The organism is Stenotrophomonas sp. YJH_SMC_122 (assembly GCF_059369535.1).
In genome coordinates this window covers 1-20,847 of sequence record NZ_JCAFST010000003.1, presented here as the reverse complement: position 1 = coordinate 20,847, position 20,847 = coordinate 1, and the positions used below count along the sequence as shown (strand labels likewise).

Genomic DNA, 20,847 nt, shown 5'->3' with positions numbered 1-20,847 from the left:
TATTCCAGCGCGACGTTTACGGCAAATCCTGAATGCGAAACAGCCCGCACGGGGCGGGCTGTTCGGCGATCCAGCAATGACGTTGATCGATGCGATCAATCGTCGTTCTTGGACATGTCTTCGTCGGCGACCACTTCGGCGGCAGCCCACTCCAGCGCTTCGCGCTCGGCGCGCTCACGCTCGGCCTTCTCGACTTCGTCGATCAGCGCGTTGTCGATCTTGCGGGCGGCGATTTCGCGCAGCGCCAGCACGGTCGGCTTGTCCTCGGTCTCGCTGTTGTCCAGCGTGGCCTGCACGCCGTTGGCGAGCTGACGGGCACGCTTGGACGCCATCATGACCAGTTCGAAACGGTTGTTAACGACTTCCAGGCAATCTTCTACGGTGATGCGGGCCATACGGGCTCCCGGCGACCGATCGGCCGCTCAGTCGAATGAGGGAAAGGGGACGGAGTGTACTGGCAGGGGCTGGACAAAATCAAGCCAACCCCAACCCGATTCTTTTGGAATCAGTCAGTTGCACCCGCATCGGGGGTCAGCAGGGCCTGGATCAGGGCGGCGTGGCGCACCTTCTGGGCCTCCCGGCGCAGGCGGCTGGCAGTGAAGATGGCGCACAGCTCGTCCACGGCAGTGTCGAACACCTCGTTGACGATGACGTAGTCGAACTCGTTGAAGTGCAGCATTTCATCGCGGGCTGCGCCCAGCCGCTGGGCGATGACCGCCTCGCTGTCCTGGCCGCGCTTGCGCATGCGGTCCTGCAACGCCTGCTTGGACGGCGGCAGGATGAACACGGTGACCGTGCCCGGCACCAGCTGCCGCACCTGCTGCGCGCCCTGCCAATCGATCTCCAGCAGCACGTCCTGGCCAGCGGCCAGCTGCGGCTCCACCGACTGCCGGGCCGTGCCCTTCCAGTCGCCGTGCACCCAGGCGTGTTCGAAGAAGTCGCCGGCGGCGATCATCTGCTCGAACTTCTCGGCACTGACGAAGTGGTAGTGCTGGCCGTTCACCTCACCCGGGCGCATCGCGCGCGAGGTGAAGGAAATCGACAGGGCGATCTGCGGGTCACGCGCCAGGGTGGCGTTGACGATGCTGCTCTTGCCGGCGCCGGACGGGGCGGCCACGATGTACAGCGTGCCGCGCGCAACGGTGTCCGACGGTTTCGACGGGGCGCTCATGCGGGGGATCCAACGGGTTGATTTCGCAAACTTTTTTCCTCGGTGTTCCAGGTCCGGCGCGGCGGATCGCGCCAGGACGGCGGGGGCTGCGCGGAACATCCTGGAACCAGGCCCGGCAGACGCTTCCCCGGGGTGCGGGCACGCAACTTTACCAGAGGCGCCCGTTTGCGCGCCCGCCCGGCAGGCGCCGGGCCTTGTGCCACATGGGCATCCGGGGGCCTGTGCTATAACCGGGCCGTACCCAACGACAGCCCGGAGGCCCGTGCCTCCCCGCCATCCCAGGAGAACGGCATGCCATCGATGAGCCGCCGCCAGTTCCTGAAAGTGACCGGGACAACCCTGGTCGGCTCCAGCCTGGCACTGATGGGCTTCGCGCCCGGCATCGCGCTCGCGGAGGTCAGGCAATACAAGCTGACCCGCGCGACCGAGACCCGCAACACCTGTACCTACTGTTCGGTGGCCTGCGGCATCCTGATGTACAGCCTCGGCGATGGCGCCAAGAACGCCGAGCCGAGCATTTTCCACATCGAGGGCGACCCGGACCATCCGGTCAACCGCGGCACGCTGTGCCCGAAGGGTGCCGGCCTGGCCGACATCATCCACAGCAAGTCGCGCCTGCTCTACCCCGAGTACCGCGCGCCGGGCTCCAACGAGTGGAAGCGGCTGAGCTGGGACGATGCGCTGGACCGCATCGCGCGGCTGATGAAGGAAGACCGCGACGCCAACTTCGTGCAGAAGAACGAGGCCGGGCAGACGGTCAACCGCTGGCTGACCACCGGCATGCTGGCGGCCTCGGCCACCAGCAACGAGACCGCGGTGCTGACCCACAAGGTCGTCCGCTCCCTGGGCATGCTGGCATTCGACAACCAGGCACGTGTCTGACACGGCCCGACGGTGGCAGGTCTTGCCCCGACGCTAGGCCGTGGTGCGATGACGAATCACTGGGTCGACATCAAGAATGCCGACCTGATCCTGATCATGGGTGGCAATGCCGCCGAGGCGCATCCGTGCGGGTTCAAATGGGTGACCGAGGCCAAGGCCCACAACAAGGCCCGGCTGATCGTGGTCGATCCGCGCTTCAACCGCTCGGCTGCGGTGGCCGACGTGTACGCGCCGATCCGCACCGGCACCGACATCGTGTTCCTGGGCGGCCTGATCAACTACCTGTTGACCGAGGACCGCATCCAGCACGAGTACGTGCTGAACTACACCGACATGTCGTTCCTGGTGAAGGACGAATTCGCCTTCAAGGACGGCCTGTACTCGGGCTACAACGAGGAGAAGCGCAGCTACGACCGCTCCAGCTGGGACTACGCCTACGGTGACGATGGCTTCGTGCGCAGCGACCCGACGCTGAAGGACCCGCGCTGCGTCTACAACCTGCTGAAACAACACTACGCGCGCTACACCGTGGAGATGGTCGAGCGCATCTGCGGCACGCCGGCCGACAGCATCCGCCAGGTGTGGGACATGATCGCGTCCACCGCCGGCAAGGACAAGGCGATGACCATCCTGTACGCGCTGGGCTGGACGCAGCACTCGATCGGCGCGCAGAACGTGCGTGCCGGCACCATGGTGCAGCTGCTGCTGGGCAACATCGGCGTGGCCGGTGGTGGCATGAACGCGCTGCGCGGGCACTCCAACATCCAGGGCCTGACCGACATCGGCCTGATGTCCGACCTGCTGCCCGGCTACCTGACGCTGCCTAAACAGGATGAGCAGGACTACAACGCGTACATCGCCAAGCGCACGCAGAAGCCCCTGCGCGCCAACCAGATGTCGTTCTGGCAGAACTACCCGAAGTTCCACGTCAGCCTGATGAAATCGTGGTGGGGCGATGCTGCCACCGCCGACAACAACTGGTGCTTCGATTACCTGCCCAAGCTCGACAAGCCGTACGACATGCTGCAGGCGTACGAGCTGATGAACGAGGGCAAGATCCATGGCTACATCTGCCAGGGCTTCAACCCCCTGGCCTCGGCGCCGAACAAGGGCAAGCTGATCAGCGCGTTCTCCAAGCTGAAGTTCATGGTCAGCATGGATCCGCTGGAAACCGAGACCATCGCCTTCTGGCAGAACCACGGCGCACTGAACGACGTCGACCCGAGCACGATCCAGACCGAGGTGTTCCGCCTGCCGACCACGTCCTTCGCCGAGGAGAACGGTGCGGTGGTGAATTCCTCGCGCTGGCTGCAGTGGCACTGGAAGGGGGCCAATCCGCCAGGCGAAGCGCGCAGCGACATCGAGATCATGTCCGAGCTGTTCCATCGCATCAAGGCGATGTACGAGAAGGACGGCGGTGCGTGGTGGGAGCCGGTGCGCGACCTGGCCTGGAACTATGCCAATCCTGAAGTGCCGACGCCTGAAGAGCTGGCGATGGAGTACAACGGCAAGGCGCTGACGGACGTGTTCGATCCGAAGGATCCGACCAGGCTGGTGCGCAAGGCCGGCGAGCAGCTGGCGACGTTCGGCGACCTGCGCGACGACGGCAGCACCGCCTCCGGCTGCTGGATCTACATCGGCGCCTGGGGCCCGACCGGCAACATGATGGCGCGGCGTGACAACAGTGACCCGACCGGCATCGGCAACACCCTGGGCTGGGCCTGGGCGTGGCCGGCCAACCGCCGCGTGATGTACAACCGCGCCTCGTGCGACGTGGCCGGCCAGCCGTTCGATCCGCGCCGCACGCTGCTGGCCTGGAACGGGAAGAACTGGGGCAATGTGGATGTGCCGGACTTCAAGGCCGACGAAGATCCCGCCGGTGGCATGGGTCCGTTCATCATGAACCCGGAGGGCATCGCCCGCTTCTTCGCCAAGGCCGGCATGGCCGAGGGGCCGTTCCCGGAGCACTACGAACCGTTCGATACCCCGCTGCGCAGCAACCCGCTCAGCCCCGGCCAAGCCCTGACGCTGAACAACCCGGCGGCACGCGTGTTCGCCAGCGACCGTGCCCAGATCGGTTCGCCGGACGAGTTCCCGCATGTGGCCACCACCTACCGCCTGACCGAGCATTTCCACTTCTGGACCAAGCACGGCAAGCTCAACGCCATCATCCAGCCCGAGCAGTTCGTCGAGATCGGCGCTGCCTTGGCCGACGAGCTGGGCATCAACAACGGCAGCCGCGTGCGCGTGAGTTCCAAGCGCGGGCACATCGAAGCCGTTGCGATGGTGACCAAGCGGATCAAGGCCCTGCAGATCGATGGAAAGACCGTGCACCAGGTGGGCGTGCCGATCCACTGGGGCTTCCTCGGTGCGGCCAAGCCTGGATACATCGCCAATACGCTGACCAATGCCATCGGTGACGGCAACTCGCAGACGCCCGAGTCGAAGTGCATCCTGGTCAAGGTCGAGAAGGTGTAGGAGACACGCCATGTCACTGCAATCGCTGGACATCATCCGCCGCTCGGCTACCACCACGCCCTCGCCGGAGGCGCGCGGTGCGCACACCGGCCAGGTCGCCAAATTGATCGATGTGAGCAAGTGCATCGGCTGCAAGGCCTGCCAGGTCGCCTGCATGGAGTGGAACGACCTGCGCGACGAGGTCGGCAGCTGCGTCGGCAGCTATGACAACCCGCCCGACCTGAGTGACCAGTCGTGGACGGTGATGAAGTTCCGCGAGTACGAGGACGAGAAGGGCAAGCTGGAGTGGCTGATCCGAAAGGAGGGCTGCATGCACTGCAGCGACCCGGGCTGCCTGAAGGCCTGCCCGTCGCCGGGCGCAATCATCCAGTATGCAAACGGCATCGTCGACTTCCAGGAAGAGAACTGCATCGGCTGCGGCTACTGCGTGACCGGCTGCCCGTTCGATGTACCGCGCATCTCCAAGAAGGACCACAAGGCGTACAAGTGCACGTTGTGTTCGGACCGGGTGGCGGTCGGCCAGGAGCCGGCCTGCGTGAAGACCTGCCCGACCGGGGCGATCACCTTCGGCAGCAAGCAGGCGATGACCGAGCATGCCGCCGGCCGCGTCGAAGACCTGAAGTCGCGCGGCTACGAGAACGCCGGCCTGTACGACCCGCAGGGCGTCGGCGGTACCCATGTGATGTACGTGCTGCAGCATGTGGACAAGCCCGAGCTCTACGCCGACCTGCCCAAGGACCCGCGCATCAGCCCGATGGTGGAAGTCTGGAAGGGCGTCGCCAAGCCGCTGGGCGTGCTGGCGATCGCCGCCACGGCCTTTGCTGGGTTCCTGCATTACATCGGCATCGGCCGCAACACGGTCAATGACGAGGAAGAAGAGGCCGCCGAACACGAAGCGAAGAAGATCGAAGAGGAGCAGCGGCCATGAAGTACGCCCCGCACCCGCGGCAGATCATCCGTTACCGCGCGCCGACCCGCATCAATCACTGGATCGTGGCGATCTGCTTCGTGCTGACCGCGCTGTCCGGGCTGGCGCTGTTCCACCCTGCCCTGTTCCCGTTGACCCAGCTGTTTGGTGGCGGCCCGTGGACGCGCATCCTGCATCCGTTCATCGGGCTGGCCATGGTGGTGGGTTTCACATTGCTGGCGTTCCGCATGTGGCGCGACAACCTGCCGACCGCCGACGATCGCGCATGGATGCGCGGCATGCGCGATGTACTGCGCAACGAAGATGAGAAGCTGCCGCCGGTGGGCCGCTTCAATGCCGGCCAGAAACTGCTGTTCTGGGCCATCATCGGCTGCCTGTCGGCGCTGCTGCTGACCGGCTTCGTGATCTGGCGGCAGTATTTCAGCCACTTCTTCCCGATCGGAGTGATCCGCTTCTCGGTCCTCGCCCATGCGCTGTTCGGCTGGGTACTGGTGTGTGCGATCGTGGTGCACATCTATGCGGCGCTCTGGATCAAGGGATCGGTGCGGGCGATGACCCAGGGCAAGGTGACCTATGGCTGGGCGTACAAGCACCACCGGCAGTGGTTCCGCGACATCCTGCGCGGGCGCCGGGAGGAGGGTTAGCGGCAGGGCCTGCGGCCCTGCACCCGCAGAGGCAACGTCAACGTCAACGTCAACGTCAACGTCAAGAGCGGGCTTCCTGAGGGGTGGCGGGGTGGGTCCGGTTGCGGGGGACGCCGTAAACCCGTCCTTGGGGGCTTGGCCGCGGCATCCATGCCGCAGACACCCCCGCAACCGGACCCACTCCGCCTTCGACAGTTTCCCGCTGCTGTCGGAATGGCATGAGCTGCTCTTGGTGGGTGTCGACCTTGGTCGACACGATGAACATGGCAACGACAGAAACCGGATTTTGTAGAGTCGAGCCATGCTCGACTGTTTTGCTCGACTGCGTTGTTTGAACACGCTGGACGCGAGCGCCGACAACGGCGAGGATGGAGGCTGGTTCTTCTGGCTGGCCCTGCATGGCGCAACGCATCCTTGAACCCGGTGAGATCGAAACGCTGGCCTCGCGCGATGTACCGCGCATCATCCTGCCCGATATCACGTCGCTGTTCGCCGAGCGCGCCAAGCGCCTGCGCAGCCTGGCCGCGCATAGTGCCATCGGCGGCTACCTGCAGCTGCTGGCGGCGCTCGCTGATGCCCAGCAGGCGCTGCTGGATGAACTGACACCGCAGCAGCGCGAAGCTCTGCAGTCGCAGGCGCGTGCGCAGCAGTCGAGTGCGGCGGCCGGTGCCGGCATGCCGTTGCGGCCGGCCAACACACTGCAGCTGGATGGACGCTGGCGCGACTGGCTGCGCACGCTGTGCCAGCACTGTGCCGACGAAACGGGCCTACCGGCGGAAACCCGGCAGGAGCTGCAACGCGTCGCGGCTGCTGATGATGCGTGGTTGGATGCACAGGCGCATGCGGTGCTGGAACGCGATGACGCGCCCTCGGTCGACGCCGTCGCCGCGCTGCTGGTGATGAACGCGCTGCAGGTGTACTGGGCGGTGCTCGCCGCCAGCTTCCATCCGACCGACCTGAAGCCGCTGGCCGATGCGCCAGGCCTGTGCCCGCTCTGTGGCACGCTGCCAGTGGCCAGCGTGGTGCAGGCGCGCCCGCCCTACGCCGCCTATCGCTACCTGTCGTGCTCGCTGTGTGCCTGCCAGTGGCATTACGTGCGCGTGCAGTGCAGCCAGTGCGGCGCCGCCGGCAAGGACATTGCCTATCGCGCCCTGGCCGAGGTGGACGGCGACAGCGGCGAGGCGGTGCGCGAAAGTGCGGTGCGCGCCGAGACCTGCGACCACTGCCGCAGCTATCGCAAGATCCTGTACCTGGAGAAGGATCCGTCACTGGAGCCGGTGGCCGATGACCTCGGCACGCTGGCGCTGGACCTGCTGCTGGCCGAGGAAGGCTATGCGCGCGCCAGCCAGAACCCGCTGCTGTGGCAATCCGACGGCGACTGACCGATGCCACGCACGCACGCCACGCCGGTATCGGCCGCCGCCCTGCCTTCGCTGGACCGGCTGCTGCGCCTGCCTGCACTGGCGCCACTGATCGAAGGCCACGGTCGAAGCCGCATCACCCAGCTGCTGCGTTCGCACCTGCAGCTGCTGCGTGAGGGCGTCAGCGGCGGCCAGTTGTCGACCGCGCAGCTGCAGGAAGCGGTCGACGGCCCGGCGCTGGTGGCAGCGGTCGAAGCCGCACTGGCAGCCGATGCACGGCTGGACCTGCTGCCGATGTTCAACCTGACCGGCACCGTGCTGCACACCAACCTGGGCCGCGCCCTGTTGCCCGATGTCGCCGTGCAGGCGGTCACCCGCGCGATGACCGCGCCGGTTGACCTGGAATTCGACATCACCCGCGGCCGCCGGGGCGACCGCGATGCACGCGCGCAGGCGCTGGTCTGCGAGCTGACCGGCGCCGAAGCCGCCACCGTGGTCAACAACAATGCAGCGGCGGTCCTGCTGCTGCTCAACAGCCTGGCCAACCGCCGCGAGGTGGTCGTCTCGCGCGGCGAACTGGTGGAGATCGGCGGCGCCTTCCGCATTCCCGATGTGATGCGCAGCGCCGGCGCGCGGCTGCTGGAAGTGGGCACCACCAACCGCACCCACCCGGCCGACTTCGCCCATGCCATCGGCGCACGTACCGCGTTGCTGATGGAAGTGCATGCCAGCAACTACGCGATTACCGGCTTCACTGCCAAGGTCGACACTGCGGCAATGGCTGCGATCGCGCACGAGCACGGCCTGCCGCTGGTGGTGGACCTGGGCAGTGGCAGCCTGTGCGATCTGGCGGCCTTCGGCCTGCCGCACGAGCCCACCGTGCAGGAAGCACTGGCGGCCGGCGCCGATCTGGTCTCGTTCAGTGGCGACAAACTGCTGGGCGGCCCCCAGGCCGGGATCATCGCCGGCCGCGCCGACCTGATCGCGCGGATCAACCGCAACCCGCTCAAGCGTGCGCTGCGCATGGACAAGATGGGCCTGGCCGCACTGGAAGCCGTGCTGGCCCTGTACCGCGAACCGGAACTGCTGGCATTGCGGCTGCCGACCCTGCGCAGCCTTTCGCGCCTGCGGGATGACATCGACGAGCAGGCACAACGCCTGCTGCAGCCGATGCGCGCGTCGCTGGCGTCCGACTACGCGCTTGAACCGGCCTTGATGTACAGCCAGATCGGCAGCGGTGCCCAGCCGCAGGCGCAGCTGGGCAGTGCCGGCCTGCGCATCACCTCAGCGCGTCGCGGCGGGCTGGATCGCTTGGCCAAGCGCTTGCGCCAGCTGCCGCGGCCGGTGCTGGGCCGCATTGCCGATGACGCGCTTTGGCTGGACCTGCGCTGCCTGGAACCCACCGACGAAGCCGCCTTCCTCGCGCAATGGAGCACGCTGCAGGCATGATCGTCGGCACCGCCGGGCATATCGACCATGGCAAGACCAGCCTGGTGCGCGCACTGACCGGCATCGAAACCGATCGCCTGCAGGAAGAACGCACGCGCGGCATCTCCATCGAGCTGGGCTATGCCTATGTCCAGGTGGAGAACACAGGCGGCGGGAATGCCGAGTCGACGCTGGGCTTCGTCGACGTGCCGGGCCATGAACGCTTCGTGCATACGATGGTGGCTGGCGCCACCGGCATCGATGTCGCCCTGCTGGTGATCGCCGCCGACGACGGTGTAATGCCGCAGACCCTCGAGCACCTGGCGATCCTGCAGCTGCTGGGCGTGGACCGCGGCGTAGTGGCCTTGACCAAGATCGACCGCGTGGAAGCTGCACGCATCGCCCGGGTCGAGATCGAGATCGCCGCGCTGCTGGCCGGCACGCCGCTGCAGGATTCCCCCGTATTCGCCTGCAACAGTACGGCGCCCGATGATGCCGGCATCAACGCGTTGCGTACCCAGCTGCACGCGTGGGCGTCGGACGACGCCAGCATGCGCCAGGCCGAACTGCGCAGCGAGCTGTTCCGCATGCCGGTGGACCGCGTGTTCTCGCTGGCCGGCCACGGCACGCTGGTGACCGGCGCAGTGCACGGCGGCACCGCTGCCGCGGGTGAGCATCTGCAGCTGATGCCGACCGCCACGGACGTGCGCGTACGCAGCATCCACGCGCAGAACCAGCCCAGCGAACTCGCCATGGCCGGGCAGCGCTGCGCGTTGAACCTGGCCGCCATCGCCCGCGACGACATCCACCGCGGCGACTGGATCGCCGATCCACGTGCGCTACGGGCGACCCGTCGCGTCGACGTACGCCTGCGGCTTTCCCCACTGGCCGCACCGTTGCGCGACTGGGCGCCGCTGCACATCCACTGGGGCACGATGCATCGGCAGGCCCATGTGGTGCTGCTGGAGGACGACGATCACGGCGATGGACAGTTGGTGCAGCTGGTGTTCGATGCCCCGGTCTGCGCGATGTGTGGTGATCGCTTCATCGCCCGTGATTCAGCGGCGATCCGCACGCTGGGCGGTGGCATCGTGCTCGATCCGGACCCGCCACAGCGGCGCCGGCGCAGCCCGGCACGGCTCGCCTGGCTGGGCGCACTGGAGCAGCTGGCGGCAGGGGCGGGAACCGGCCCGCTGTTGCAGCAGGCTTCCTTCGGCATAGCCATGGCCGCCCTGCAACGCTACTGCCGGCGCGCGGCCGACCGGATCGATCTTCCTGCAGACACACGACGCATCGTCACCCGCGAAGACACGGTGGTCATCCTCGCCTCGCACTGGCAGGCGCTGCGCGAGCAGGTAACTGCCTCACTGCGCAACTGGCACGAGCGACGACCGGACGAACCTGGTGTCGACAGCGGGCGCCTGCAACGCAGCACCCTGCCCACGCTTGCGACGGGGCTCTGGAATGCGCTGCTGCAGGACCTGCTGGCCGACGGCACGCTGCAGCGCGTGGGCGCGTGGTGGCGCCTGCCCGGTCACGACCACGCGCCGCCGGAGCGTGAACGCCTGCTGCTGGAACGCGCGCTCCCGCACCTGCACGCCAGTGGTTTCGATCCGCCGTGGGTGCGTACCCTGGCCACCGACTTCGGCCTGGCCGAAGACGAGGTCCGCGCCGTCCTGCGCCGCGCCACCGCGCGTGGCGAACTGTTCCAGGTGGTGCCGGACCTGTTCTATGCACCGGCCCGCATTGCCGAGCTGGCCGCGATCGTCGCGCAGCTGTCGCAGGCCACCGGCACGGTGGATGCGGCCACCTTCCGCGATGCCATCGGCCTAGGCCGCAAGCGCAGCATCCAGATCTTGGAGTTCTTCAACCGCGTTGGCTACACTCGACGCGTCGGTGACCAGCATCGGCCGCGCGGCGACCTGCAGTGGAACGCGGCCCGCGACTGAGCCCACCGGTGCCGCCGTACTTTCGGAAGGCATGCGCATCCGGGCATGCGGCTGGGCTTCAAACCCAGTAGGGGGCGTCGATCGTTCCCTGGTAGGTTCGACTCCTGCTGCCTTCCGCCATTGGTGTTTCCGCAGGAGATGTCGGCATGGCCACGCACGTGCAGTCCCCCGCCCCTTCAACGGCCGATGCCCCGCAACGACTGACCTCGCTGGCGCATGGCGGCGGCTGCGGCTGCAAGATCGCGCCGGGCGTGCTGAGCGAACTGCTGCGCGGCGTTCCCGCGCTTGCTGCGCCGGCCGAACTGCTGGTCGGCCGCGAGACCAGCGACGACGCCGCGGTGTACCGCCTCGATGATCGCCAGGCAATCGTCGCGACCACCGATTTCTTCATGCCGATTGTGGACGACCCGTTCGACTTCGGCCGCATCGCCGCCACCAACGCGCTGTCGGACCTGTACGCGATGGGCGCGCGACCATTGTTCGCGCTGGCCATCGTCGGCATGCCGATCAACACGCTGCCGCAGGAGACCATCCGCGGCATCCTGCAGGGCGGCGAGCGTGCCTGCGCCGATGCCGGCATCGTGGTCGCTGGAGGCCACAGCATCGATTCGGTGGAACCCATCTATGGCCTGGCCGCGATCGGCGTGCTCGACCCGCAGCGGCTCAGGCGCAATGCCGATGCCCGCGCCGGTGATGTGCTGGTGCTGGGCAAGCCCCTGGGCGTGGGCGTGTATTCATCGGCGCTGAAGAAAGAAGTGCTGGATGCCGAGGGCTACCAGCAGATGATCGCGTCGACCACCCGCCTGAATACCGTGGGCGTGCCGCTGGCCGCGCTGGACGGTGTGCACGCGATGACCGACGTCACCGGTTTCGGCCTGCTCGGCCACCTGCTGGAAGTGTGTCGCGCCAGTGGCGTTGCCGCCGAAGTGGACAGCGCGCAGATCCCGCTGCTGCCGCAGTCCCTGGACCTGCTGCAACGCGGCTGCGTAACCGGCGCCTCCAATCGCAACTGGGCCTCGTATGGCGCCGAAGTTCACTTCGCCGAGGGCTTGGCCGCCCACTGGCAGCCACTGCTGACCGATCCGCAGACCAGTGGCGGGCTCTTGGTGTCCTGTGCCCCGGAGGCAGTGGATGCGGTGCTGGCCTGCTTCCAAGACGCCGGGTTCGGCCAGGCGACCGTGGTGGGACGGTTGGCCGAAGGCGCGCCGGGCGTCAGCGTGCGCTGATGCGTTGAAGCGACAAGGGCGCCCGGAGGCGCCCCTGCGCTGTTGCCGGATGCAACATCACTCGATGTTCTGCACCTGTTCGCGGATCTGGTCGATCAGCACCTTCAGCTCGACCGCCGCATTGGACGTACGGCTGTCCACCGACTTCGAGCCCAGCGTATTGGCTTCGCGGTTGAACTCCTGCAGCAGGAAGTCCAGGCGGCGGCCGACCGGCTCGCGCTGCTTGAGCACGCGTCGGATCTCGACGATGTGGCTGCCGAGGCGGTCCAGCTCCTCATCCACGTCCAGCTTCTGCAGCCACAGCACCAGCTCCTGTTCGGCACGACCAGGGTCGACCGGGTGCGGCAGGTCAGCCAGGCGGGCGGCCAGCTTGGCGCGCTGGCCGTCGCGAATGGCCGGAATCAAGGTGTGCACTTCGGTGGCAATGCGTTCGATGCCGTCCACGCGCTCACTGATGGCCGCCGACAACTTGCCGCCTTCGCGTTCACGCGCCTCGACGAAGCCGTCCAGTACCTGGTCGAGCAGGGCCAGCGCCTCGACCTGCAGGGCGGCGGCATCGGTGGCCTCGCCACGGGTCACGCCGGGCAGCTGCAGCAGCTCGGTGAAACTGACCTGCAGATTGGGGAAATCGGAGGTCAGGCGGTGCGCCAAGCGGCCCAGCTGGCCCAGCAGGGCCTCGTCCACCTGCAGGTTGGCGGCGGCTTCCGGCGCACGCAGGCGCATCACCAGATCCAGCTTGCCACGGCTCAGGCGCGCGGCGATGCGCTCGCGCAGCTGCGGTTCCAGCGCCCGCAGTTCCTCGGGCAGGCGGGTGCCGACCTCCAGGAAGCGGTGGTTGACCGAGCGCAGCTCGCAGCCCAGCGTGCCCCACGGGGTGACCCGCTCGCCGCCGGCATAGGCGGTCATGCTTCGAATCATGGAATGTGTCCGGTGCGTGCAAAGGGGGAATGGTACCCTAGCGCCCTCACCAGAGCCCCCTTGCCCGCCCCGTGAAGGCCGCGGGCGTGGCGGCGTACTCCCTTGCCATTACGGAACCCGCACCATGTCCGATTCCCGCCCCAGCGGCCGCCAGCCCGACCAGCTCCGCCCGGTCGTCATCCAACGCGGCTTCACCCGCCACGCCGAAGGTTCGGTGCTGGTGTGCTTCGGTGAAACCCGCGTGCTGTGCACCGCCAGCGTCGAGAACCGCGTGCCGGGCTTCCTGCGCGGCAAGGGCGAAGGCTGGGTCACCGCCGAGTACGGCATGCTGCCGCGCGCCACCCATACCCGCAGCGACCGCGAAGCGGCCCGTGGCAAGCAGGGCGGTCGCACGCTGGAGATCCAGCGCCTGATCGGCCGCAGCCTGCGTGCCTGCGTGGACCGCAATGCGCTGGGCGAACGCACCATCACCCTGGACTGCGACGTGCTGCAGGCCGACGGTGGCACCCGCACCGCCGCCATCACCGGCGCCTATGTGGCCCTGGTCGATGCGGTGAACGTGCTGATGAAGCGTGGCGACATCAAGCGCAACCCGGTCCTGGGCGCAGTTGCAGCAGTGTCGGTAGGCGTGTACCGCGGCACCCCGGTGCTGGACCTGGACTACGCCGAAGACAGCGACTGCGACACCGACATGAACGTGGTGATGAACGACGGTGGCGGCTTCATCGAGCTGCAGGGCACCGCCGAAGGCCACGCCTTCCGTCGCGATGAACTGGACGCGCTGCTGGGCCTGGCCGAGAAGGGCGTGGCCGAGCTGCTGGCCGCACAGCAGGCGGCGCTGTCAGCATGAACCGGCGCATCGCCCTGACCACCCTGGTGGTTGCCGACTATGACGAAGCCATTGCCTGGTACACCGGCAAGCTCGGCTTCGCATTGCTCGAAGACATCGACCAGGGGCACAAGCGCTGGGTAGTGGTCGGCCCGACCGACGGCAGCGCCGCCGCCCTGCTGCTGGCACGCGCCAGCGACGAGGAACAGCGCAGCCGCATCGGCAACCAGACCGGTGGCCGCGTCGCCTTCTTCCTCAACACCGATGACTTCCACCGCGACCACGCGGCGATGCTGGCCGCCGGCGTCGAGTTCCTGGAAGCACCGCGCGAAGAACCCTATGCAACGGTCGCAGTGTTCCGCGACCTGTATGGCAACACCTGGGACCTGCTGGAGCCCCGTCAATGAAGAAACTGGTACTGGCCAGCCACAACGCCGGCAAGCTGGTGGAGATGCAGGAGATCCTCGCCGACCTGCCGCTGCAGATCACCTCGGCCGCCGAACTGGGCCTGGGCGACGTGGAAGAGACCGGCCTGACCTTCGTCGAGAATGCGCTGCTGAAGGCACGCGCGGCCTGCGAAGCGACCGGCCTGCCGGCACTGGCCGATGATTCGGGCCTGATCGTCGACGCACTCGGCGGCGCGCCCGGCCTGTACAGCGCGCGCTATGCCGGCCACCCGACCAATGCGGCGGCCAACAACGCCAAGCTGCTGGACGCGATGGCCGACATTCCCGACGGCCAGCGCAGCGCCCGCTTCTACGCGGTGATCGTGCTGCTGCGCCACGCCACCGATCCGCAGCCGCTGATCTGCGAAGGCCGCTGGGAAGGACAGATCATCCGCGAACTGCGTGGCACGAACGGTTTTGGCTACAACCCGGTATTTCTGGATACCACCCACGGCCTGACCGCTGCGGAAATGGAGCCGGCACTGAAGAATGCCATCAGTCACCGTGCCATTGCCCTGCAGCAGCTCAAGCAGCAGCTGGCGACGCTGTACTGACGCCACCCGATCGAACCAGGGAAGCCGGCCAGCGGCCGGCACTACCGAAGAAGCCCATGCCGCACGACCACGACCACTGCAACCACCTGCCGGGCGAAGCCTGCTCCGCTGGCCACGCCAGTCCGCCGCGACTGGTGCCACCACCGCTGTCGTTGTACGTGCACCTGCCGTGGTGCGTGCGCAAGTGCCCGTACTGCGATTTCAACTCGCACCAAGCCAAGGGTGAGCTGCCGTTCGATGCCTACATCGATGCGCTGCTGCGCGATCTCGACCAGGATCTGCCGCTGGTCTGGGGCCGGGTGGTGCACAGCGTGTTCTTCGGCGGCGGTACGCCCAGCCTGTTCCCGCCGGAAGCGATCGATCGTTTCCTGCAGCAGGCCAGCGCGCGCCTGCGCTTCGCACCCAATGCCGAGATCACCCTGGAGACCAACCCGGGCACCGCCGAGCATGGCCGCTTCGACCGCTACCGCGCAGCCGGCGTGAACCGCCTCAGCTTCGGCATCCAGAGTTTCGACGATGCAATGCTCAAGCGCCTGGGCCGCATCCACGACAGTGGCGAAGCCGAGCGCGCGGTGAAGATGGCGCAGGACGCGGGCTACGACAACGTCAACATCGACCTGATGTACGCGCTTCCGGAACAGACCCTGGCCGGTGCCGAGGCCGATCTGGAACGTGCATTTGCACTGCAACCGGCCCATATCTCGCACTACCAGCTGACCCTGGAACCGAATACGGTGTTCTTCGCGCGTCCGCCGCAGGGCATTCCCGATGAAGACAACGCTTGGGACATGCAGGAGCACTGCCAGGTGCTGCTGGCGCAGGCCGGTTTCGGCCAGTACGAGGTCAGCGCCTACGCGCGCCCCGGCCGGCAGAGTGCGCACAACCTGAACTACTGGCGCTTCGGCGATTACCTGGGCATCGGTGCCGGTGCGCACGGCAAGATCAGCTCGGGCGCCGAAGAACACGTGCTGCGCCGCTGGAAACTGAAGCACCCGCAGGCCTACCTGGACAGCGCCGGCACGCCGGCCTCGTTCGGTGGTGACGATGTGATCGCAGCCGAGCGCCTGCCGTTCGAGTACATGCTCAACCTGCTGCGCCTGCACGAAGGTTTCGGCCTGCGCGATTTCGAGTCGCGCACCGGGCTGCCGCGCAGCGTGCTGGACGCGCCGCTGGCCGAGGCCGTGCAGCGCGGCTGGCTGGACGTGGCGGAGGGCCACGTGCAGCCGACCGAGCTGGGCCGCCGGTTCACCAACGACGTGGTGAGCCTGTTCCTGGAGGACTAAACCTTCCGCCGTAGCGGGTAGCGCCGGCCGCTGGCCGGTACTCCGGTGGAGACAGCGCTGCCGGCCAGCGACCGGCACCACCGTTCATCCGTCGTCCCTCCCCAGCGGACGTGAGACACGTTCACCCTAAAGTAGCGCCGACTGCGGCCGACACGGTAGATTCACAAGATCGATCCGCGGGAATCCGGGTACCGCTCGCCGATGTCAGCTGTCTTTTCCATTACCTCTGCCGACAAAACCCGCCTGGCCGCCAGCGACCTGCCACCGCGGGTGCGTGAGCTGCTGGGCGCGTTGATCGGCCTGTGCCGGCAAACGCTGGCCGCGCCGCTGATCCTGACCGTCGAAGCGTTGGAGCAGACGCTGCTGCACGACGCGGATCGCGCGCGCAATCCGCAGCTGCAGGCGGAGTTGATGGCCCAGCGCGGCCAGTTGCATGCCTTTTCCGGTCATTTCGCTGACCGCATGCTTGATGCCGTGGCCGATGCGCTGATACGGCTGCGCGAACCCACGGCCCACTTCAGCACCGGTTCCACGCCGCCTCCGCTTCCCGGAATGCTCGGGCTGTCGCTGGTCGATGAACATGAAGTGGACCGCGACCTGCTGCTGACCGAGATGGTGCGGCGGGAGACGCTGCGTTCGACCAACACGCTGAACCTGCTGGGCCAACGCCTGGGCGTACTGGCGGCAGCACCGGCCTTCGAGGCCGACACCCTGCCGCTGGCACCGCAGGCACTGTGCGCCATGCTGCGCCGGATTGCCGAACAGGATTCGCTCGCTGTCGACGTTCAGCTGGCGCTGTACCGCAGCTTCGAACGCCAGGTGCTGGAACGCCTGGGCGACATCCTCGACCGTGCCAATGCCCTGTTGGCCCAGCACGGCGTGCTGCCCGGTCTGGTCTACACCCCCTATCTGGCGCGTTCATCGAGCACCCGGCGGATCATCACCCAGTCGGTGGGCGGTGGTCGCACCACGCAGCCGGCAAAGCGTGCCGCCGCGCCACTGACCGGCTGGAACGGATCGGCACCGGCCGGCTCCTGGTCGAGCCTGGTGCAGGACGCTTTCCAGGATGACAGCACGGCCGGCGCGGCCTTGCCGGGCCTGACCACCTCCACGGGCAGCGCGCTGCATGCGCTGCTGCAGCAGGCACGCCATGCCAGCGCAGCACCTGCGGATCGCGATGCTGTGCCGAGCGCGGCCGTGGATGCGGTCCTCGCACGCCTGCAGGCGCAGTCCAGCGCCGCCACCGGCGTAGCCGACCTGCAGGCGGCCGTGGTGGCGCAACTGCGCAGCGAGCATGGCACGCAGGCCCAGCTGGGCAGCCACGACCGCGACAGCCTCGACCTGCTGCGCATGCTGATGCAGCAGGTGCAGCAGCAGCAGCGTCCGGACCCGGTGCCGGCCGCCCTGCTGGCGCGCCTGCAGGTACCGCTGGCACGTGCGGCAATGGCCGACCCCGGCTTCTTCGTGCGCGACGAGCACCCCGCGCGCGAACTGCTCAACCAGATTGCCGAAGTCGGCGCCAACTGGCTGGGCGACGATGATGTCGACCCGCAGTTGCTGCAGCGCATGGCACAGAGCGTGCAGGGCCTGCTGGGCCAGGATGCGCGGGCGCCGGAGGCCTTCGCCAGCGCGAACGAGGACGTGCAGCAGCATCAGCGCGCCGCAGCGCATCGCGCCGAGCTGGCCGAGCGCCGCCATGTGGAAGCCGCCCGCGGCAAGGAGCGGCTGGAACTGGCCCGGCGCCAGGCCAGCGCACAGATCGACCAGTGCTGCGACGCGCAGGAGCCGCCCCGCTTCGTGCAGACCCTGCTGCGCCAGGCCTGGGCCGATGCCCTCACCCTGACCCGCCTGCGCCACGGCGACGATTCACCGCAGTGGCAGGAACGCCTGCAGCAGACCCAACGCATTGCCACCATCACCGCGCAACCCGTTGATGCGCCCGGCGGCACCGATGCAACGCTTGCTGCCGAAGTCGAGGCCGCCCTGCTGCAGGTCGGCTACCACGCCGAGGAAGCCGCCGCCGTCGCACGCAGGCTGGCCACGCCTGGCGGCGAGGACGAGAGCACCTCGCGTACCGAACTCAGTGCCCGCCTGAAGGCACGCGCGCGCCTGGGCGAGCACGCCGGTACGGCCGCCGGCACGACGCCCGCCACACCGCGCAGCAGTGCCGAGGAAGCCGCTTACCAGCAGCTGTCCTCCCTGCCCTTCGGCAGCTGGTTCGACATCGATACCGGCGATGGCACACTGCGCCGCCAGCGCCTGTCCTGGTACAGCCTGCTGACCGGCCACGCCCTGCTGGTCAATCCGCGCGGGCAGAAGATCGCCGATACCGACCTGGATACGCTGGCCCGGCAGATCAGTGCCGGCCAGGCGCAGCTGGTCACTGAGGACAAGGCCCGGCTGGTTGACCGTGCCTGGGAGGCCAGCCTTGGCGCATTGCGTGCACTGGCGGCCGGCCATACCCAGGAGACTTCCGCATGATCACCCAACCGCCGCAGGACACCCGCCGCGCGCCGCGCCGCCAGGTCTCGGACCTGGTACCGGTCACCGACCAGATGCGCGAAAGCGTGGTGGGCCGGCTCGGCAATATCTCCGAAACCGGCATGCTGATGCTGGCCAGCGCACCGTTGCGCGAGGATGCGCTGTACCAGTTGCGCTTCCCCCTGCCGCTGGGCGACGGCCGCCACCAGGACATCGACGTGGGCGTGCACCTGCTGTGGAGCGAACCCGCACACGCCCCCGGACAGAGCTGGACCGGCTTCCGCTTCCTGACCCTGTCGCGCGAGCATCGGCAGCTGCTGCGCCAGTGGGTGGGCGAAGACAGCGACGAGGGGCCGGTTTCGACGGCCTGAGTGCCGGTTCCAGCACAGCGGTTTTTCCCGGTATGCGGCAGAATCTAGGGCCGTTTTCCGTGTCGAGCCACCGCAATGATCCAGCAAGACCCCGGCGCCCTGTATTCCGACCACCTGGCCGTGCTGTGCCGACGTGCCGAACAGGCGCTGGCCCGCGGCGGCTTCGATCACCTGGTGGTGCCCAGTGGCACCCTGCACTACCAGGTGTTCGATGATCGCGACTACCCGTACGCGGTCAATCCGCAGTTCAAGGCCTGGTTGCCGCTGACCCGCGTGCCCAACAGCTGGATCGTGTTCACCCCCGGCACGCGCCCGGCGGTGATCTTCCACCAGCCCTTCGACTACTGGCACGTGGTGCCGGATGCCCCCAGCGGCTGGTGGGTGGATCACTTCGACATCCACATCATCCGCAAGCCGGAAGACGCGCTGGCGCTGCTGCCGGCCGATCCATCGCGCTGCGCGATCCTCGGCGAGCCGCAGAGCGCGCTGGGCAGCTACGTGCCGAACAACCCGGCCCCGGTGGTGAACTATCTGGAATGGCACCGCGGCAGCAAGACACCGTATGAGATCGCCCTGATGCGCCAGGCCCAGGTGCTGGGCGTGCGCGGCCACCGCGCTGCCGAAGCCGCATTCCGCAATGGCGCCGACGAGTTCAGCATCCACATGGCGTACTGCCAGGCGGTCGGCCAGGATGCCAACGAGCTGCCGTACGGCAACATCGTGGCGCTGAATGAACATGCCGCCGTGCTGCACTACACCGAGCTGGGTCGCAAGGCACCGCAGCCGCTGCGCAGCTTCCTGATCGATGCCGGCGCCAGTGCCCACGGCTACGCCAGCGACATCACCCGTACCTACGCCGCGCAGGGCCACGACGAGTTTGCGGCGATGATCGCCGCCGTCGACGCTGCCCAGCAGCGGATGTGCGCAGCGGTGCGGCCGGGCTTTGACTACAAGCAGCTGCACGTGGATGCGCACCTTTCGCTGATGGGCGTGCTGAAGGAGTTCGGCGTGATCAAGGTGTCGCCGCAGACCGCGCTGGAGACCGGCGTCAGCGCCGCGTTCTTCCCGCATGGTATCGGCCACCTGATCGGCCTGCAGGTGCACGACGTGGCCGGTTTCGCGGCCAGCGACGAAGGCGGCCGCATCGAGCGCCCGGCCGGCCACCCGTACCTGCGCCTGACCCGCGTGCTGGAGCCGGGCATGGTGGTGACCGTCGAACCGGGCCTGTACTTCATCGACATGCTGTTGAATGAAGTGAAGGACGCTGGCCACGGTGATGCGATCAACTGGGACCGCGTGGACTTCTTCCGTCCGTATGGCGGCATCCGCATCGAAGACGAAGTGCTGTGCACCGAGGGCGAGGCGGACAACCTGACGCGGCCGGAGTTTGCGGCAGCGAACGGCTGAGCCCCTCGTGGTTGGCTGCTTGGAGCAATAGCCGCGCTTGGCGGGGCGGGTGGGCCATGCAGGAGACGCTGCAAGTACGTCCCTGTAAGCTCGATGGCGCCATCCATGGCGCCAACGCCCCTGCATGGCCCACCCGCCCCACCTTTGACAGTTTCCTGCGCGCGTCCAACCACGGAAAAGAAAAAAGAAAAGCAAAAGCGGGTCGCTTGCTGCGCTCGCTCTGTGTCGACCAAGGTCGACACCTACCAACAGCCGCGCGAACCAACAACCGCCGTTACCAACAGCCGCGTGAACCTGTCGAAGGCGGGGCACTGTGGGTTTGCGGGGTGTGAGCCGCATGGATGCGGCGACCAAGCCTTATCTGATCGGAATCTGGCAGCGTAGGTGTCGAGAGCCGGCGTGGGCCGCCGTGTAAGCCTGGATCTCGACGATCGCCATGTAGCTTGGCGCCCACGCCGGAATCTCCCTTGATCCGCCCGAACAGTTGCTGG

Annotated in this window: 17 protein-coding genes and 1 tRNA gene; 15 read left to right on the top strand and 3 right to left on the bottom strand. The window is 67.5% G+C overall.

What is annotated here, in order from left to right:
- Window positions 1-95: 95 nt before the first annotated feature.
- Window positions 96-395, bottom strand: a complete 300-nt coding sequence (rpoZ, locus tag AC5P66_RS05500) for a DNA-directed RNA polymerase subunit omega (protein WP_005410877.1) — start codon at window positions 393-395, stop codon at window positions 96-98.
- Window positions 396-505: 110 nt separating this feature from the next.
- Window positions 506-1,171 (bottom strand): guanylate kinase, encoded by a 666-nt coding sequence (gene gmk, locus AC5P66_RS05495; RefSeq protein ID WP_049412766.1) that lies wholly within the window; start codon window positions 1,169-1,171, stop codon window positions 506-508.
- A gap of 291 nt (window positions 1,172-1,462) precedes the next feature.
- Between gmk and fdnG the strand changes: the two genes are divergently transcribed.
- The 8 genes from fdnG to selD all read left to right on the top strand — a co-directional run bounded on the left by fdnG (window position 1,463) and on the right by selD (window position 12,067).
- Window positions 1,463-4,531 (top strand): formate dehydrogenase-N subunit alpha, encoded by a 3,069-nt coding sequence (gene fdnG / locus AC5P66_RS05490; RefSeq protein WP_143566350.1) that lies wholly within the window; start codon window positions 1,463-1,465, stop codon window positions 4,529-4,531.
- 10 nt (window positions 4,532-4,541) lie between these two features.
- A complete protein-coding gene (fdxH, locus tag AC5P66_RS05485) occupies window positions 4,542-5,459 on the top strand; it encodes a formate dehydrogenase subunit beta (protein WP_049412770.1) in 918 nt (305 codons plus the stop codon).
- A complete protein-coding gene (locus AC5P66_RS05480) occupies window positions 5,456-6,103 on the top strand; it encodes a formate dehydrogenase subunit gamma (protein ID WP_099494621.1) in 648 nt (215 codons plus the stop codon). Before fdxH ends, AC5P66_RS05480 begins: the two co-directional genes overlap by 4 nt.
- 398 nt (window positions 6,104-6,501) lie before the next feature.
- Window positions 6,502-7,485: a formate dehydrogenase accessory protein FdhE gene (gene fdhE / locus AC5P66_RS05475; protein WP_099494620.1), complete on the top strand. Its 984-nt coding sequence runs from the start codon at window positions 6,502-6,504 to the stop codon at window positions 7,483-7,485.
- 3 nt (window positions 7,486-7,488) lie between these two features.
- Window positions 7,489-8,913, top strand: coding sequence for an L-seryl-tRNA(Sec) selenium transferase (gene selA, locus AC5P66_RS05470; protein ID WP_099494619.1), 1,425 nt, complete (start codon window positions 7,489-7,491; stop codon window positions 8,911-8,913).
- Window positions 8,910-10,841, top strand: a complete 1,932-nt coding sequence (selB, locus tag AC5P66_RS05465) for a selenocysteine-specific translation elongation factor (protein WP_495216116.1) — start codon at window positions 8,910-8,912, stop codon at window positions 10,839-10,841. Before selA ends, selB begins: the two co-directional genes overlap by 4 nt.
- Window positions 10,842-10,865: 24 nt before the next feature.
- A tRNA-Sec gene (locus tag AC5P66_RS05460) sits at window positions 10,866-10,961 on the top strand.
- 26 nt (window positions 10,962-10,987) lie between these two features.
- Window positions 10,988-12,067, top strand: coding sequence for a selenide, water dikinase SelD (gene selD, locus AC5P66_RS05455; RefSeq protein WP_099494618.1), 1,080 nt, complete (start codon window positions 10,988-10,990; stop codon window positions 12,065-12,067).
- A 57-nt stretch (window positions 12,068-12,124) separates the two neighbouring features.
- Here selD and AC5P66_RS05450 read toward each other — a convergent pair whose 3' ends face one another.
- Window positions 12,125-12,985 carry a YicC/YloC family endoribonuclease gene (locus AC5P66_RS05450; RefSeq protein WP_099494617.1) on the bottom strand — a complete coding sequence of 287 codons (861 nt, stop codon included), beginning with the start codon at window positions 12,983-12,985 and terminating at the stop codon, window positions 12,125-12,127.
- 124 nt (window positions 12,986-13,109) lie between these two features.
- On the opposite strand from AC5P66_RS05450, the gene rph reads away from it, so the two are divergent.
- From rph to pepQ, 7 genes are all read left to right on the top strand, one after another.
- Window positions 13,110-13,835: a ribonuclease PH gene (gene rph, locus AC5P66_RS05445; protein ID WP_014648280.1), complete on the top strand. Its 726-nt coding sequence runs from the start codon at window positions 13,110-13,112 to the stop codon at window positions 13,833-13,835.
- Window positions 13,832-14,221, top strand: a complete 390-nt coding sequence (locus AC5P66_RS05440) for a VOC family protein (protein WP_032956062.1) — start codon at window positions 13,832-13,834, stop codon at window positions 14,219-14,221. The genes rph and AC5P66_RS05440 overlap by 4 nt, the downstream gene beginning before the upstream one ends.
- On the top strand, window positions 14,218-14,814 hold the full coding sequence (gene rdgB / locus AC5P66_RS05435; RefSeq protein WP_005410891.1) for an RdgB/HAM1 family non-canonical purine NTP pyrophosphatase: 597 nt from the start codon (window positions 14,218-14,220) through the stop codon (window positions 14,812-14,814). The genes AC5P66_RS05440 and rdgB overlap by 4 nt, the downstream gene beginning before the upstream one ends.
- A gap of 56 nt (window positions 14,815-14,870) precedes the next feature.
- Window positions 14,871-16,097, top strand: a complete 1,227-nt coding sequence (gene hemW, locus AC5P66_RS05430) for a radical SAM family heme chaperone HemW (protein WP_241896268.1) — start codon at window positions 14,871-14,873, stop codon at window positions 16,095-16,097.
- Between the two features lie 201 nt (window positions 16,098-16,298).
- A complete protein-coding gene (locus AC5P66_RS05425) occupies window positions 16,299-18,578 on the top strand; it encodes a DUF1631 family protein (RefSeq protein ID WP_049416814.1) in 2,280 nt (759 codons plus the stop codon).
- Window positions 18,575-18,949, top strand: a complete 375-nt coding sequence (locus tag AC5P66_RS05420) for a PilZ domain-containing protein (protein WP_005418979.1) — start codon at window positions 18,575-18,577, stop codon at window positions 18,947-18,949. The genes AC5P66_RS05425 and AC5P66_RS05420 overlap by 4 nt, the downstream gene beginning before the upstream one ends.
- 75 nt (window positions 18,950-19,024) lie before the next feature.
- Window positions 19,025-20,356 (top strand): Xaa-Pro dipeptidase, encoded by a 1,332-nt coding sequence (pepQ, locus tag AC5P66_RS05415; protein WP_099494616.1) that lies wholly within the window; start codon window positions 19,025-19,027, stop codon window positions 20,354-20,356.
- Window positions 20,357-20,847: the final 491 nt, after the last annotated feature.

Coding starts and splice junctions, on each gene's coding strand:
- rpoZ (WP_005410877.1), bottom strand. CDS start 395: ATGGCCCGCATCACCGTAGAAGATTGCCTGGAAGTCGTTAACAACCGT.
- gmk (WP_049412766.1), bottom strand. CDS start 1,171: ATGAGCGCCCCGTCGAAACCGTCGGACACCGTTGCGCGCGGCACGCTG.
- fdxH (WP_049412770.1), top strand. CDS start 4,542: ATGTCACTGCAATCGCTGGACATCATCCGCCGCTCGGCTACCACCACG.
- AC5P66_RS05480 (WP_099494621.1), top strand. CDS start 5,456: ATGAAGTACGCCCCGCACCCGCGGCAGATCATCCGTTACCGCGCGCCG.
- fdhE (WP_099494620.1), top strand. CDS start 6,502: ATGGCGCAACGCATCCTTGAACCCGGTGAGATCGAAACGCTGGCCTCG.
- selA (WP_099494619.1), top strand. CDS start 7,489: ATGCCACGCACGCACGCCACGCCGGTATCGGCCGCCGCCCTGCCTTCG.
- selB (WP_495216116.1), top strand. CDS start 8,910: ATGATCGTCGGCACCGCCGGGCATATCGACCATGGCAAGACCAGCCTG.
- selD (WP_099494618.1), top strand. CDS start 10,988: ATGGCCACGCACGTGCAGTCCCCCGCCCCTTCAACGGCCGATGCCCCG.
- AC5P66_RS05450 (WP_099494617.1), bottom strand. CDS start 12,985: ATGATTCGAAGCATGACCGCCTATGCCGGCGGCGAGCGGGTCACCCCG.
- rph (WP_014648280.1), top strand. CDS start 13,110: ATGTCCGATTCCCGCCCCAGCGGCCGCCAGCCCGACCAGCTCCGCCCG.
- AC5P66_RS05440 (WP_032956062.1), top strand. CDS start 13,832: ATGAACCGGCGCATCGCCCTGACCACCCTGGTGGTTGCCGACTATGAC.
- rdgB (WP_005410891.1), top strand. CDS start 14,218: ATGAAGAAACTGGTACTGGCCAGCCACAACGCCGGCAAGCTGGTGGAG.
- hemW (WP_241896268.1), top strand. CDS start 14,871: ATGCCGCACGACCACGACCACTGCAACCACCTGCCGGGCGAAGCCTGC.
- AC5P66_RS05425 (WP_049416814.1), top strand. CDS start 16,299: ATGTCAGCTGTCTTTTCCATTACCTCTGCCGACAAAACCCGCCTGGCC.
- AC5P66_RS05420 (WP_005418979.1), top strand. CDS start 18,575: ATGATCACCCAACCGCCGCAGGACACCCGCCGCGCGCCGCGCCGCCAG.
- pepQ (WP_099494616.1), top strand. CDS start 19,025: ATGATCCAGCAAGACCCCGGCGCCCTGTATTCCGACCACCTGGCCGTG.